Below are 13,237 nucleotides of genomic sequence, written 5' to 3'. Positions count from 1 at the left end.
CGACGCCGACGACCCGGCCGGATGCATGCCCGTGCGACCTCATGGACCGGCTCCAGTAAGGGAGGAGGAGTGACGACGGCGGGCAGCCTATCGCCGGACCGGCCCTCCGCGACCGGTGAAGATCGAACGGATCCGGCCCCCTGACGGACCACGGGACGGATCACGGGACGGACGAGGCGACGGACGCGTGGACGGACGCGGAGGAGCGGCGGCGGAGTTGGCCGGCGAGGGCGCCGGTGTAGGCCGGTAGGGTGACCTGCTGTGACAGCACGACCGTTGAACGAACTCGTGGAGCCCGGCTGGGCGGAGGCGCTGCGGCCCGTGGCAGGGCGCATCGCCGCGATGGGCGACTTCCTGCGCGCGGAGATCGCCGCGGGCCGGACCTATCTGCCGGCCGGACAGCACGTTCTGCGCGCTTTCCAACAACCTTTCGACGAGGTGCGCGTCCTGATAGTGGGACAGGACCCGTACCCGACCCCCGGGATGGCCATCGGCCACAGCTTCGCGGTCTCTCCGGACGTGCGCTCGCTGCCGGGGAGCCTGGAGAACATCTTCCGCGAACTGCACACGGACCTCGGCCTGCCCCGGCCCTCGAACGGCGACCTGACGCCGTGGACCCGTCAGGGCGTGCTGTTGCTGAACCGGGCGCTGACCACGGCGCCCCGGAAGCCCGCGGCCCACCGCGGAAAGGGCTGGGAGGAGGTGACCGAGCAGGCGATCCGCGCGCTGGCCGCCCGCGGCAAGCCGTTGGTGTCCGTGCTGTGGGGCCGCGACGCGCGCAACGCGCGCCCCCTCCTCGGTGACCTGCCGGCGATCGAATCCGCGCACCCGTCCCCGATGTCGGCCGACCGCGGCTTCTTCGGCTCCCGGCCGTTCAGCCGCGCCAACGACCTCCTGATCCGCCAGGGGGCGCAGCCCGTGGACTGGCGGCTGCCGTAAGGGCCGTTCAGCCAAGCTTTCGTCCCTCGGGCACGCGTGTCAGCCCTCCACACCCGTCGCGGTGTGCGCGGAGCCGACCGGCTTCGATTCGGGGGAGCCGCGCTGCCTGAGGTAGACGGAGAGCACCACCATGGAGGCGACGGCGAGCAGCTCGGACTGCCAGTTCTGGAGCGTACGGTTCCAGAACTCGGCCGACGAGATGTACGTACTCCAGGACAGCGGCTCCTGAAGCTCCCTCAACTGTTCCTCGTTGTAGGTCACCAGACCGGTCACGGACTGCGCGAGCCACGACAGAAGGAAGATCAGGCCCATCACCAGGCCCAGGGAACGGGAGAACAGCGTCTGGCGCAGCCCGCCCACCGAGGCCCAGCGCGGTGACTCGGCGGTCGCGTAGCGCCCGACCTTCTGGTCCTCGTCCGACTCCGTTCCGATCCGGTCGAGCGGCTTGGACTCGGGCGAACCCCGCTGCACCAGCCATACGGTGCCGAAGATGAACAGGAAGAACTGCAGGAACTCCGACTGCCAGTTCTCGGTGACATCGACCATGAAGTCCGAGGTGAGGACGTAGTCGGCCAAGGGCAACGTCGCCATCTTCTGGGCCTTCAGCACGGTGTTGGTCTCCGCGCAGCCGGCGACCGCCTGACCCGCCAGGGACAGCAGGAAAGCCGTGCCGAACGCGAGCGTCAGGCCGTTGTCACGCAGGAAGCGCACGCCACCCCTCACCTTTGCATCAACCCCACCGTGAGGGCGTAGGCCAGACCGCAGAAGACCACGGCCAGACAGAGCACGAACATCACGCGCATCTCGGTCAGTCGCCCTTCACTTCGCACTGAGCCGGACGTCCCTGCCGCGGGGTGCAACCGGCGGCCGTGACCTTCCATCCCTCCGGGAAGGACGCCAGGAAGACGTTGTCCCGCTCGAAGACCACGCGCGCCTGCGACCCGTACACGTCCGCTCCCACCACCCGTCCCACATCGGGATCCAGGCCCAAGGAGGCCAGGGCCTGGGGGCACGGACCTTCCTGCTCCAGCTCCTCACGGGTCGCCGGAGCCAGCGCGTCACAGGCGCCACCGGTGCCCGGCTCCGCGAGCGCCGCCGTGAACCGGACGGCCGCCGTCTCCGCGGCCGCGGCTCGGTCGTCGACGTCCGCGCACCCCGCAAGGCTCGCGCCCAGGACGCCGAGGACGAGAAACGCGGTGATCGAACGCATGGGGCGAGCATGACCCGACCGCGCGCCGAAGGACGCGCAAGAGCGGGCCGACACGCGGCACGCGGCCCGTAAGGACCATCCGGCGGACGGGTGTTCTCGCGTCGTCACGGCCTGAAGAGCACCTTCACCGCGCCGTCGCGCTTCTGCTGGAACATCTCGTACGCCGCGGGCGCCTCGCCCAGCGGGAGGTAGTGCGTGGCGAACTCCTCGACACCGAGCGGGTCGGAGTCGGTGAGCAGCGGCAACAGATCGTCCACCCAACGGTGCACATTCGCCTGCCCCATGCGGAGTTGGATCTGCTTGTCGAACATGACCAGAAGGGGCATCGGGTCGGCCGCACCCCCGTACACACCGCTCAGGGAGATCGTGCCGCCGCGCCGCACGAGTTCGACGGCGAGATGGAGTGCGGCGAGACGGTCGACGCCGTAGCGCCGCATGAGACGCTGGGCGAGCGCGTCGGGCAGCAGGGACACCATCGAGTGCAGACCGCGCGCGAGCGGCGCGCCATGGGCCTCCATGCCGACGGCGTCGATGACCGCGTCCGGGCCGCGGCCGTCGGTGAGCTCGCGGACCGCCTCCACGATCCCCTCGCCCTCCTCCCGGAGATCGAGCGTACGGACGCCGCGCGCCGCCGCACGGGCCAGCCGCTCGGGCACGAGGTCGATGCCGATCACCAGACCGGCGCCCTGCAGCGCCGCGATACGGGAGGCCATGTCGCCGATCGGCCCGAGGCCCAGGACCGCGACGGAGCCGCCCGGGGGGACGTCCGCGTACCGGACCGCCTGCCAGGCGGTCGGCAGCACGTCCGACAGATACACGAAGCGGTCGTCCGGCGGACCGTCGGGCACCGGGATGGGCAGCTTGTCGCCGAACGGGACGCGCAGGTACTCGGCCTGACCGCCGGGGACCTGGCCGTACAGCTTGGTGTACCCGAACAGTGCCGCGCCCGAGCCGTACTCCCGTACCTGCGTCGTCTCGCACTGGGAGTGCAGCCCCTGGTCGCACATCGCGCAGCTGCCGCACGAGACGTTGAAGGGAATCACGACCCGCTGTCCCGGCCGTACCGTGCGTACCTCGGGACCGACGTCCTCGACCACGCCCATGGCCTCGTGCCCGAGGATGTCACCGGCGTCGAGAAACGCGCCGAGCACCTCGTACAGGTGCAGATCCGATCCGCACAGGCCTGTCGTCGTGACCTTCACGATCACGTCGGTGGGCTCCTGCACGGTGGGATCGGGCACCGACTCCACGGATACCTTGCGGCGGCCCTGCCAGGTCACTGCCTTCATCAGCTGCTTTCCTCTCCCGCGTCACCGGGCCGGATCACGTCGAGCAGTTCGAGCAGGTAGAGAAAGCTGGCGGCCATGGGCGACTCTCCCGTCTCCTCGCGCACCCGGTCCCAGTCGACCCGCTCGCGCAGGCCGCGAGCGACCGGGAGAAGAGCTCCGAAGTCGCAGTGATGCTCGGAGAGCGCCGCCAGCCGGCTGGTCAGGAGGTCGGTCGGGTCGAGGACCGGCATGTGCACCGAGTCCACGGGGAGCGTCTGGGCCCGGTCGAGCAGCTCGGTGGTGACCGGGCGCCCGGCGAGGGAGAAGATCAGGTCGATCTGCTCCCCGTGCGCGCGGGCCTTGACGAGCCAGTCCTCCGGAGGGTCGACGATCTGTACGCCCCGCTCCGCGAGCAGCCGCGTGACCTGCTCCGCGTCCTGGGGACGCACGGCGAAGTCCGTGTCGTGCTGGAGCCGGACCGGGATGCCGTGCGCGTAGGCCGCGACGCTGCCGACCAGGGCGAACGGGCACTCGGAGGTCTTGAGGATCGCGGCGACTTCCTTGGTCGCCTCCAGGATGGCCTGGGTGTGGTCCGCGGGCAGGGGCCCCGCCCCCGCACCGTGGGGTGCGCCCGCCTCGGACGCGGAGGCCCGCACGCGGCGGGTGACGGTGAAGGGGCGATCCTGGCGCCCTTCCGTGAGGTTCATGAGGGCCTCCTCCCGGAGGATTCGACCGCACGCCGCTCCAGCGGGCGGGGAGCCCTGCCTCTACCCGCTGGAGGGCGATGCATCCCCGTACGGGTGGTGAAGGAGCGGTGGACGGCTGAGCGGTGGACGGCTGAGACATGGACGGTGAGCGGTGGCCACCGTCGGACACGGCACAGGTCAGACGGCGTCATCGATGGCGGCGGTCTCGGTCTCGGTGTCGGTGTCGTTGCCGGGGCGGGGGTCCGTGTCGGTGTCCGGGCCCGTGCCGGTCTCGTCGAGAGGGGCTCGGAGCGCCGTCCGGTCCTGCTGCCAGGCCGTGATCACGTGCTCCGACAGGGCGTCCTCCAGGAGAACCGTCGCCTCGATGCCGAACGCCACGTCCCCGGCGAGGCCCGGTTCGTCCTCCAGGAGACCGCCGACGACCTCACGCCGTACCAGCTGTTCGTGGACGGCGTCGGCCTCCACATGCTCGTCGTAGAAACGGACCGCGGCGTCTCCCGCGCCGATCCGCCGCATGGCCGCCGCGATCCGGGAGGCGCCGGGCGACGAGGTGATCTCGAGCGTGGCGAAATGCCCGACGAGGGCGCCGCGCCGCACGCGATGGAGCCCCAGGAGGGACATCAGGTTCACCGTCGCGAGCGTCTCGGCCCCGGCCGACTCCAGGTACCGGCCGTAGCCGGGATCCAGCCCCAGATCGCTCATCAGGTCGGCGAAGAGCCGCGCGTGCATGCGCTCCGGGCGGCCGCACCCGTACTCGTCGTACTCCACCGCCAGCATGGTCGCCTTCGCGCGGCCCCGCAGCCGGGGCACGACCCACAGATGCGGGTCGGCCTCCCTGAGCTGGTACACGGACCGCAAGGCGGCGTACTCGCGAAGGTGCCAGGACTCCCCGTGCCGCAGCAGGAAATGAGAGACGCCGACGCCGTCGGCGGGCTCCGTCAGGATCGAGTCGAACGCCTCGTCCAAGGACGTGAATCGGCCACAGCTGTCGCGCAGTGCGTCCTCGAACCGCTCCTCCAGCAGCGCGCGCAGCCGCAGCAGATCAGGATCCCACTCCTTGTCGTCGCTCACACCGGCGAAGCCCCGGTAGTGGAGCTCGTAGCAGAGGTGCAGGGCGAGTTGCAGGTCCTCGCCGTACGGATCGGCCTGCCGTACCTCCTCGGGCCCGACGAGCCGCGGTGTGGAGCCCAGCAGATAGGCGCGCACGGAATCCGACAGAACGCCCCGCGGCCGAGGCAGTTCGGGGTCGTCCTTGGGGACTCCCGTCCCTGTCTCGAGACGCGGCTTCCGTGTCGTCACCATCGTGGTCATGACGGCCTGTCCCTTCGCTCGACGCCTGTGGCCTTCCCCCATGTGCCCCCATCGGTGTCGCGCATGCGGAGTGTCACTCACACGGCGAGCACGATGGCGTAGGCAAGGAAGAACAGCGCGACCAGCACGGCGATCAGGCAGATGGCGATGACCGGACCTTTGGCCCAGCCCCGCTTGGGCGGACGGTAGGGGCCGGCCCCGGAGGAGGTGCTCGATTCCGCGGGTGGCGTCTCGCCCGGCGCACCGTCGAGGGGGCGCGGGTCCTCGCGAGGATCCGGGTCGGGGTTGTAGGCGGTCATCTCGCGCTCCTTTCCGTACCCCCTGCTCATGACGGAGGGCGGATGCCCGCAGCGGCGCGGATCATGCCGGGGGGCGAGGCGGGCCGGGCGGTCGGGGAGGCGTGTGGCGGAGACGATCGGGGGTACCCGCCGAGACGCACGGACGAGCCGAGGCGCACGGACGAGCCGCCCCGGCTCCGGCACGCGGGAAGGATGCTGTCATGGGCAAGGCCAAGGCCAAGATGGAACAGATGAAGGGCAAGGCGAAGGAACGCGTCGGCGACGCCACGGACGACCGCTCCATGGAGGCCGAGGGCCGCAGGGAGAAGACGGTCGGCAAGGTCAGGGAAGCGGCCGGCGACACGGTGGAAGGCATCAAGAAGGGTCGCAAGAAGTAGTCGCGACACTTCCGTCCGTCACGTTCCGTCAAGGGGAGCCCCGCAGGTGCACGCAGTCACATCGCGTGCTCCGCGGGGCTCCGCGCGTCGGCGCCCGACGCCGACGCGGCCTCCGTCGAGAGGAGAAGAACCCGTGTCGATCAAGGTGTCCGACCACGTCCTGACGCGCCTGCGCGAGTGGGGCGTGGAGCACGTCTTCGGCTATGCCGGTGACGGCATCAACGGTCTGCTCGCCGCCTGGGGACGGGCCGACAACCGACCGGTTTTCGTCCAGGCCAGGCACGAGGAGACGGCGGCGCTGCAAGCCGTGGGCTACGCCAAGTTCTCGGGCAGGACGGGCGTCTGCGCGGCGACGTCCGGGCCGGGCGCCATCCATCTGCTCAACGGCCTCTACGACGCCAAACTCGACCACGTACCGGTGGTGGCGATCGTGGGACAGACCAACCGCAGCGCCATGGGCGGCTCCTACCAGCAGGAGGTCGACCTCCTGAGCCTGTTCAAGGACGTCGCCGCCGATTACTGCGAGATGGTCACCGTCCCCGAGCAGCTGCCCAACGTCATCGACCGGGCGATGCGCACGGCCGCCGCCAAGCGGACCGTCACGGCCGTCATCATCCCCGCCGACGTGCAGGAACTGGACTACTCCCCACCCGAGCACGCCTTCAAGATGGTCCCCTCCAGCCTGGGTGGCGCCCCCTCCACGCCCGTCCCCGGCGACGACGACCTGGCACGGGCGGCCGAGGTGCTCAACGCCGGCAAGCGGGTCGCGATCCTGATCGGGCAGGGGGCCCGAGGCGCCGAACCGGAAGTGGAGCGGCTGGCCGACATCCTGGGGGCGGGGGTGGCCAAGGCCCTGCTCGGCAAGGACGTCCTGGCCGACGACCTGCCGTACGTGACCGGTGCCATCGGGCTCCTCGGCACACGGCCGAGCTACGAGCTGATGCGGGACTGCGACACGCTCCTCGTGATCGGCTCCAGCTTCCCGTACACGCAGTTCCTGCCGGAGTTCGACCAGGCGCGGGCGGTACAGATCGACATCGATCCGTTCATGGTCGGGCTGCGCTATCCCTTCGAGGTCAACCTGGTCGGCGACGCCAGAACCACGCTCACGCGGCTGCTGCCGCTCCTTGACCGGAAGAAGAAGCGGAGCTGGCGCGAGACGGTCGAGAAGAACACCGCACGCTGGTGGGAGGTCATGGAGCGGCGAGCCGCCGTGGAGGCCGACCCCATCAACCCCGAGTACGTCGTGCACGCCCTCGACCGGTTCCTGCCCGAGGACGTGATCCTCGCCGCCGACTCGGGCTCCGCGGCGAACTGGTACGCCCGCCATCTGCGCCTGCGCGGCCGGATGCGGGGCTCGGTCTCCGGCACCCTCGCCACCATGGGATGCGGCGTGCCGTACGTGATCGGGGCGAAGTTCGCGCACCCCGGCCGGCCCGCCGTAGCGATCGTCGGCGACGGAGCCATGCAGATGAACGGCATGGCCGAACTCGTCACGGCCGCCAAGTACTGGAAGGAATGGGAGGACCCCCGACTGATCGTCGCCGTGCTCAACAACCAGGACCTCAACCAGGTCACCTGGGAGATGCGCGCCATGACCGGGGCCCCGCAGTTCCTGCCCTCGCAGGAGATTCCGGACGTGCCGTACGCCGACTTCGCCCGTTCCGTGGGGTTGAACGGCATCCGGGTGGAACAGCCCGGCGACGTGGTCGGCGCCTGGGAGCGGGCCCTGGCCTCGGACCGGCCCTGCGTCCTGGACTTCCTCACCGACCCGGCGGTCCCGCCGATCCCGCCGCACGCGTCGCTCGACCAGATCGAGGCCGCGGCCGTCTCCGTCCTGCGGGGCGACAGCGACCGGGCCGCCGTCCTCCGGCAGGGGTTCAAGGCGAAGGTGCAGGAGCTGCTGGTCGGCCACAAGCGGCCGGCCGGGCAGCACCATCGAGTCGGCCGCAAGCGGCCCGCCGGGCAGCGCCATTGAGACGGTCACGAGGCGAGACGGTCATGAGGCCATGGAGCCGGTCACGAGCGGGGGAGCCGGTCACGAACGACTGCCGGGCAGCGGCATCGCGCTGCCCGGCAGCGACATCGGCGACATCGAGGGGTGGTCGGCGAGGGGTGGTCGGCTCAGCCGCCCGGCGGCGGCGTCAGGACGTGGCCGGCGACGCGGGCTCGTAGGGCCTCCAGCAACTGCGACTGACGCCGCGCTCGCTGGATCAGCTCCTCCAGGAGGTCCGCGTCCAGGCGGGTGTCCGTGCGGGCCAGCGCGTGGAGGGAGCGCCAGCAGGCCGCCTTGCCCTCCACGCCCAGCCGCATCGCTTCCAGTTCGAGGACGTCGCTGAGCGGGGAACGGGAGAGGACGCGGCCGTTGAGCTTGAGCCGCCCGACCCGCTCCACCGCCCAGCCGAGGGCTGTCCTGCTGCTCCGCCGGCGTACGCCGAGTGCCTCCATGCACGCGCGCAGGGTACGACCGTCCTCACGTACTTCCCGTGCCAGCTCGGTCAGTTGGGGCTCGTAGTCCCTGCCCCGGTGTGCTCGGGCGATGCGGTCCATGAGCTCGACGCCGGCGCCGGCGCCCGCGAGGTGGTCGTTGAGGTAGATGCTCAGCAGGCCCGGATCGGGGCTCGTCCCCGAGTCCTCCGGCTTCGTCGACGGACGACTGTTCATGGTGATTCCGCTCCGCGCTCAGTGGACGATCGGGGTGCTCGGTGCTCGGTGCCCGGTTCTCGGTACTCCGCGCTCATGGCCCTTCGCCCGAGGGCCCGGTGCGCCCGCTGCTCTCCTCGCCGGCTTCTTCCTCGATCCCGGTGTCCACGTGCATCGCCGCCTCCTCGGCCGCCGCCGCGCCGCCGTCGACGCCGACGTCCCTGGCCAGGATGTCGTTGCGCGACTCCCGCGCCGATCCGTCGATCGGTGCGAGGCGGCCGGCTCGGGTCGCTCCCGCCTCCGGGTCGACTGGCTCGCCCTCGCCGTCCGGGAGATCACCGATGCCGTTCCCTTCCCGCGGCGCGACGTCGGGGACCTCTTGGGCGAGTCGTTCGTCGAGGGACTCGCCCTCGCGCTGCTCGCTCTGGGTCGTCCCGCGCCGGGTGACGGCCCAGGGGCGGTCCGGCGGTGAATAGCCGGGCTCCCGCATGTCGTCGAGCGGGGTCGCCTCGATGGCGTTCTCCAGGTCGAGGTCGTCGGTGGGACGGTTGGCGGTGTCCGCGTTCGTCGGCTGGTACACATCGTCGCCGCGGGCCCCCTCCTGCCCGGTCTCTTCGGTGTGAGCTTCGGGGCCCGGCTCGTTCTGGGCCATGACCGACTCCCTTCGTGTCTCCTCGGTGCGTGCCGTACGTGGGGCGGGTTCCCGGGTGCCACCGCCCGACACATGGCGGCGCGGGCGCGTGCCGGCGTGCCTCGCGCAGGCCCGTACGAGTACCGGTGCGGGTGCTGGTACGAGTGCGGATGCCGGTGCGCTACGCGTGCGCGGTCAGGGCCTGCGCCAGTCGTCGCTGTCGAGGTGCGAGCCCGCCATCGGCCCCATCCGCAGCATCCCGCCGTCCACCGTCCACGAGGCCCCCGTCACGTACGAGGACTCCCGTCCCGCGAGCAGTGCGACCACGGCCGCGACCTCGCGGGCGTCTCCCGGTCGCCCGAGCGGGATGCCCGGGCGGGAGGCGGTGAGGACGTTCTCGTCCTCCTGGCCGGTCATCGGCGTGGCGATCTCACCGGGCGCGACCGAGTTGACCGTGATGCCGTATTCCGCCAGCTCCAGCGCCATCACCTGGGTGAGCAGACCCAGGCCGCCCTTGGCCGCGCAGTACGGACCGGCGCCCACCCGGGGCTGATGCTCATGGACCGACGTCACATTGACGATGCGACCCCCGCCACCCTGGTCGATCATGCGGCGAGCCGCCCGCTGCGAGCAGAGCAGGGGCCCGACGAGATCCACGTCGAGGACCTGCCGGACGGTCGCGAGGTCGAGATCGAGGAAGGAAGTGGCGGTACCGGTGCCCGCGTTGTTCACCAGGACGTCGACCCGGCCGAGCTGCTCGGCGAGGTCGTCGATCACGTCCGCCGCCTCCGGCAGCCGCGTCAGATCGAGAGCGGCCACGGCGGCGCGACGGCCCTTCGAGCGCACTTCCTCGGCCGTGGCCCGGGCGCCCTCCTCGTCGGTGTACCAGGTGATCCCGACGTCCAGGCCGGCCTCGGCCAGCCGCACCGCCACGGCCCGGCCGATCCCGGAGTCGGAACCGGTCACGATGGCTGTCCTGGGGTCGAAGCCGAGCGTGTCGGCCATGAGTCCTCCTCCTCGTCCTTGCTTCCCGGTGTGCGGCGTTCCGGCGTTCCGGCGTTCCGGCGTTCCTGCATTCCGGACATGCGGGCCTCAGGGCCAGGAAGGCTCCCGGCGCGGTACGACGACCAGCTCGGCCACCGCGCTTCCGGACGGCACCGACAGCGCGTACATCACGGTGTCCGCCACGATCTCGGGGCTCTGCAGCAGCGACACGTCGGCGTCGGGGAAGCGGTCGAGGATGAAGGCCGTCTCCATGCCGCCCGCGACGATCCCCGTGACCCCGATGCCGGGACAGTCGCGCTGGGCCTCCTTGAAGAGCGTGTGGGTGAAGGTGCGCAGCCCCGTCTTGCCCGCGGCGTAGGGACCCGCTTCGGTCCAGGTGCGGATCGCCGCCGTGGAGAGGATGTTCACGATGTGACCGCCGCCACGCGTCACCATGCGCCCGTAGCCCTCGCGGCACAGATACATCGGCCCGAGCAGGTTGGTGGAGATGACCCGGGTCATCTCCTCGGCGGTCAGCTCCGCCACGGACTTCGTCACGTCGACGGCGGCGTTGTTGACCAGGATGTCGACCGCCTCCCCGCCTTCGTCCAGATCACGGAAGACGTCGGCCACGGCTTCCGGGTCCCGGACGTCCAGACCGAGGGGGCGGGCCCGGCAGCCCTCCACGAGCAGGGCCTCGCACAACTCCTTCGCCAGGTCCTGACGCACGTCCGCGACCAGGACGGATGCCCCGGCGCGTGCGAGCCGTCGTACGATCGCGGCCCCGAGCCCTCGGGCGCCGCCGGTGACCAGGGCCGTCCTGCCGTCCAGCTCCACCTGTACTGCGCTGTTCATCGGTTTCCCTTCGGTGCGGTGTTGCTGTTCCTTGGCTTCTTCGCCGGTGCCCGGTGGGCGCCGTTTTCCCTCCCTTCCTCATCTGAAGCCGTCCTGCCGTCGGGCGCGCGGCGGATTACGCCGCAGAGCCCACATCGGCTGTCTGGCGACCTGGTGCACCCGGCGTTCCGGAAGGGGTGTGAGCAAGCACACCAGAAGCGCCTGAACCCTTTCCCCGTAAGGCTGTTGGGCCTTTCAGGGGCCCTCGGCGGACGCCCGCGCGGCATCGGCCCATGGCTTCTCGAGAACCGTCTGCCACGATGGGTCGCCGGGACCTCCCGCCGTTCACCGAGCCCTCGTGCAACGCGGCTCAGGCGCACCGGGATTCGGGGCGGATCCCTTCCGCTTCCCCCGTCCGCGCCGCCGCGCACACCCCTGGTATCCCTGTGCCTTCCTCCACCGTGCCCTCGTCCGCCCCCCTCACCCCGGCTGCCGCCGTCCCCGCTGCCGCCCCGGCTTCCGTACCCGCCTCCGCCTCCGCCGCCTCCGCCTCCGGAGCGTCGCGGGACGATCGCTCGCCGTGGCGTTCCCTGCGGGGCCGCAGCATGCGCTGGTGGGCCGTCGCCAACTTCGTGTCCAACGCGGGCACCTGGATGCAGCTCACCGTCCAGAACCTGCTGGTGCTCCAGATCACCGGATCCGCCGCCGCGACCGGGCTCTCCATGTCCGTCCAGGCCGCACCCGGTCTGCTCCTGGGAACCCTGGGCGGCGCCGTCGTCGACCGCTGGCCCAGGAAAGTGACGGCCGCCGTGGGCCAGGCCCTGCTCGGCGGTGTCGCCGTGCTGACGGCCGTGCTCGTGGCGCTGGACCAGCTGAACCTGCCCCTGCTGATGGTGCTGGCCGCACTCACCGGTCTGATCGCCACCGTGGACGGCCCCGCCTGCGCCCTGCTCGGCAACGACCTGGTCAAGGCCGAGGACGTCCCCTCGGCCATCGGTGTGGGCTCCCTCGCCCACAGCGGCGGGCGGCTGGCCGGAGCCGCGCTCGCCGGTGTGACGGTCGGAGTGCTGGGCACGGCGGCGGCCTACGTCGCCAACGGCCTGTCGTTCGCCTTCGTGGCCTGCGTGATCCCGTTCCTCAAGCCCGTACGCCGCCAGGAGCTCGCCAAGCCCGCTCCCGCGAAGCCGCGCGGCAAGGGGAAGCCGCGTGACACCGGCGTGCGTGAGGGCCTGGTCTTCTTCGCGCGCCGTCCGCGCCTCGTCGCCCTCGCCGGCCTCAACGGCATCAGCGCCCTCTTCGGCCGCAACTACTCGCTGACGCTGGTGGTCCTGGTCACCGGCCCCCTCGCGGGGGACGCCGGTACGTTCAGCACCGTGGCCACCGTGCTGGCCGTGGGCGGCATCGTCGGTGCGGTGCTCGGAGCCAGGCTGCGGCGCCCCGGGGTACGACTCGTGAGCATCCTGACGCTCGCCGGAGCGCTGCTCCAGGTCTTCGCCGGTCTGTCGCCCTCCATCGCCGTTCTGCTCGTCCTCGTCCTGCCCATGGCGATCGCGGAGTCCGTCGCGGACACCGCTCAGAACACCGTGCTGCAGACCGACCCGCCGGCGCACATGCGGGGACGGGTCCTGGGCGCCTGGAGCAGCATCCGTACGCTGTGGGGCCTCGCCGCACCCCCGATGCTCGGCTTCCTCATGGAGGTGCTCGGGGTACGCGGGGCGCTCGTGGCGGGTGGCCTGCTGGTCGCGACCACCGTCGGCACGGCGTTCCTGACACGCGGCCGCCGCACCGCGGCGTCGGCAGCCGTCGAGGAGATCGTCGAGGCTCCGCTCAACGAGGCACTGAAGTCCAGGACGGCCCGCCTGCCGTCGCCCCGCACCGAACTCGAAACCGCGGTCTGAGCCGCTCGCGGCGGTACGGACAAGGCCGGCCGCGGCGGCCCGTGCCGGGGTGAGGCACGCCTCGGGCCGCCGCGTCCGCGCCACGCCGGCGGGCGGGCCCGGCGTCCGCCCTCCCGTCCTGGGCCCGCCCCGGGAC

At 71.4% G+C, this 13,237-nt stretch carries 14 protein-coding genes; 4 read left to right on the top strand and 10 right to left on the bottom strand.

What is annotated here, in order from left to right; genetic code table 11:
• Positions 1-261 precede the first annotated feature (261 nt).
• A complete protein-coding gene (locus tag J7E93_RS30395) occupies positions 262-939 on the top strand; it encodes a uracil-DNA glycosylase (RefSeq protein WP_215073230.1) in 678 nt (225 codons plus the stop codon).
• 39 nt (positions 940-978) lie between these two features.
• Here the strand turns inward: J7E93_RS30395 and J7E93_RS30390 are convergent, their stop codons facing one another.
• From J7E93_RS30390 to J7E93_RS30365, 6 genes are all read right to left on the bottom strand, one after another.
• Positions 979-1,650, bottom strand: a complete 672-nt coding sequence (locus J7E93_RS30390) for a DUF6766 family protein (RefSeq protein WP_308368839.1) — start codon at positions 1,648-1,650, stop codon at positions 979-981.
• A 97-nt stretch (positions 1,651-1,747) separates the two neighbouring features.
• Positions 1,748-2,149 (bottom strand): hypothetical protein, encoded by a 402-nt coding sequence (locus tag J7E93_RS30385; RefSeq protein ID WP_215073228.1) that lies wholly within the window; start codon positions 2,147-2,149, stop codon positions 1,748-1,750.
• Positions 2,150-2,253: 104 nt separating this feature from the next.
• Positions 2,254-3,438 (bottom strand): zinc-dependent alcohol dehydrogenase, encoded by a 1,185-nt coding sequence (locus J7E93_RS30380; protein ID WP_215073227.1) that lies wholly within the window; start codon positions 3,436-3,438, stop codon positions 2,254-2,256.
• The gene (locus J7E93_RS30375; RefSeq protein ID WP_215073226.1) at positions 3,438-4,124 is read right to left on the bottom strand and encodes a nucleotidyltransferase family protein; all 687 of its coding nucleotides are present in this window, start codon (positions 4,122-4,124) and stop codon (positions 3,438-3,440) included. Before J7E93_RS30375 ends, J7E93_RS30380 begins: the two co-directional genes overlap by 1 nt.
• A gap of 177 nt (positions 4,125-4,301) precedes the next feature.
• On the bottom strand, positions 4,302-5,435 hold the full coding sequence (locus tag J7E93_RS30370; protein ID WP_215073225.1) for an iron-containing redox enzyme family protein: 1,134 nt from the start codon (positions 5,433-5,435) through the stop codon (positions 4,302-4,304).
• Between the two features lie 77 nt (positions 5,436-5,512).
• On the bottom strand, positions 5,513-5,734 hold the full coding sequence (locus J7E93_RS30365) for a DUF6480 family protein (protein ID WP_215073224.1): 222 nt from the start codon (positions 5,732-5,734) through the stop codon (positions 5,513-5,515).
• A 200-nt stretch (positions 5,735-5,934) separates the two neighbouring features.
• Here J7E93_RS30365 and J7E93_RS30360 point away from each other — a divergent pair, with 200 nt between their 5' ends.
• Both J7E93_RS30360 and J7E93_RS30355 read left to right on the top strand, forming a co-directional pair.
• Positions 5,935-6,111, top strand: a complete 177-nt coding sequence (locus tag J7E93_RS30360) for a CsbD family protein (RefSeq protein ID WP_215073223.1) — start codon at positions 5,935-5,937, stop codon at positions 6,109-6,111.
• A 133-nt stretch (positions 6,112-6,244) separates the two neighbouring features.
• On the top strand, positions 6,245-8,089 hold the full coding sequence (locus J7E93_RS30355) for a thiamine pyrophosphate-requiring protein (protein ID WP_308368838.1): 1,845 nt from the start codon (positions 6,245-6,247) through the stop codon (positions 8,087-8,089).
• 146 nt (positions 8,090-8,235) lie between these two features.
• On the opposite strand, the gene J7E93_RS30350 is transcribed toward J7E93_RS30355, so the two are convergent.
• The 4 genes from J7E93_RS30350 to J7E93_RS30335 form a co-directional block, all read right to left on the bottom strand.
• Positions 8,236-8,775 (bottom strand): hypothetical protein, encoded by a 540-nt coding sequence (locus J7E93_RS30350; protein WP_215073222.1) that lies wholly within the window; start codon positions 8,773-8,775, stop codon positions 8,236-8,238.
• Between the two features lie 73 nt (positions 8,776-8,848).
• On the bottom strand, positions 8,849-9,406 hold the full coding sequence (locus J7E93_RS30345; protein ID WP_215073221.1) for a DUF5709 domain-containing protein: 558 nt from the start codon (positions 9,404-9,406) through the stop codon (positions 8,849-8,851).
• Between the two features lie 174 nt (positions 9,407-9,580).
• Positions 9,581-10,390, bottom strand: coding sequence for an SDR family oxidoreductase (locus J7E93_RS30340; protein ID WP_215073220.1), 810 nt, complete (start codon positions 10,388-10,390; stop codon positions 9,581-9,583).
• Between the two features lie 87 nt (positions 10,391-10,477).
• Positions 10,478-11,224: an SDR family oxidoreductase gene (locus J7E93_RS30335; protein WP_215073219.1), complete on the bottom strand. Its 747-nt coding sequence runs from the start codon at positions 11,222-11,224 to the stop codon at positions 10,478-10,480.
• 584 nt (positions 11,225-11,808) lie between these two features.
• Between J7E93_RS30335 and J7E93_RS30330 the strand changes: the two genes are divergently transcribed.
• Positions 11,809-13,101, top strand: coding sequence for an MFS transporter (locus tag J7E93_RS30330; RefSeq protein ID WP_251067302.1), 1,293 nt, complete (start codon positions 11,809-11,811; stop codon positions 13,099-13,101).
• The last annotated feature ends 136 nt before the right edge of the window (positions 13,102-13,237 follow it).

The sequence above is a fragment of the Streptomyces sp. ISL-36 genome (assembly GCF_018614205.1).
Classification (GTDB): domain Bacteria; phylum Actinomycetota; class Actinomycetes; order Streptomycetales; family Streptomycetaceae; genus Streptomyces.
The sequence above is the reverse complement of the archived record's forward strand: the minus strand, read 5'-3'. Positions and strand labels throughout refer to the sequence as shown.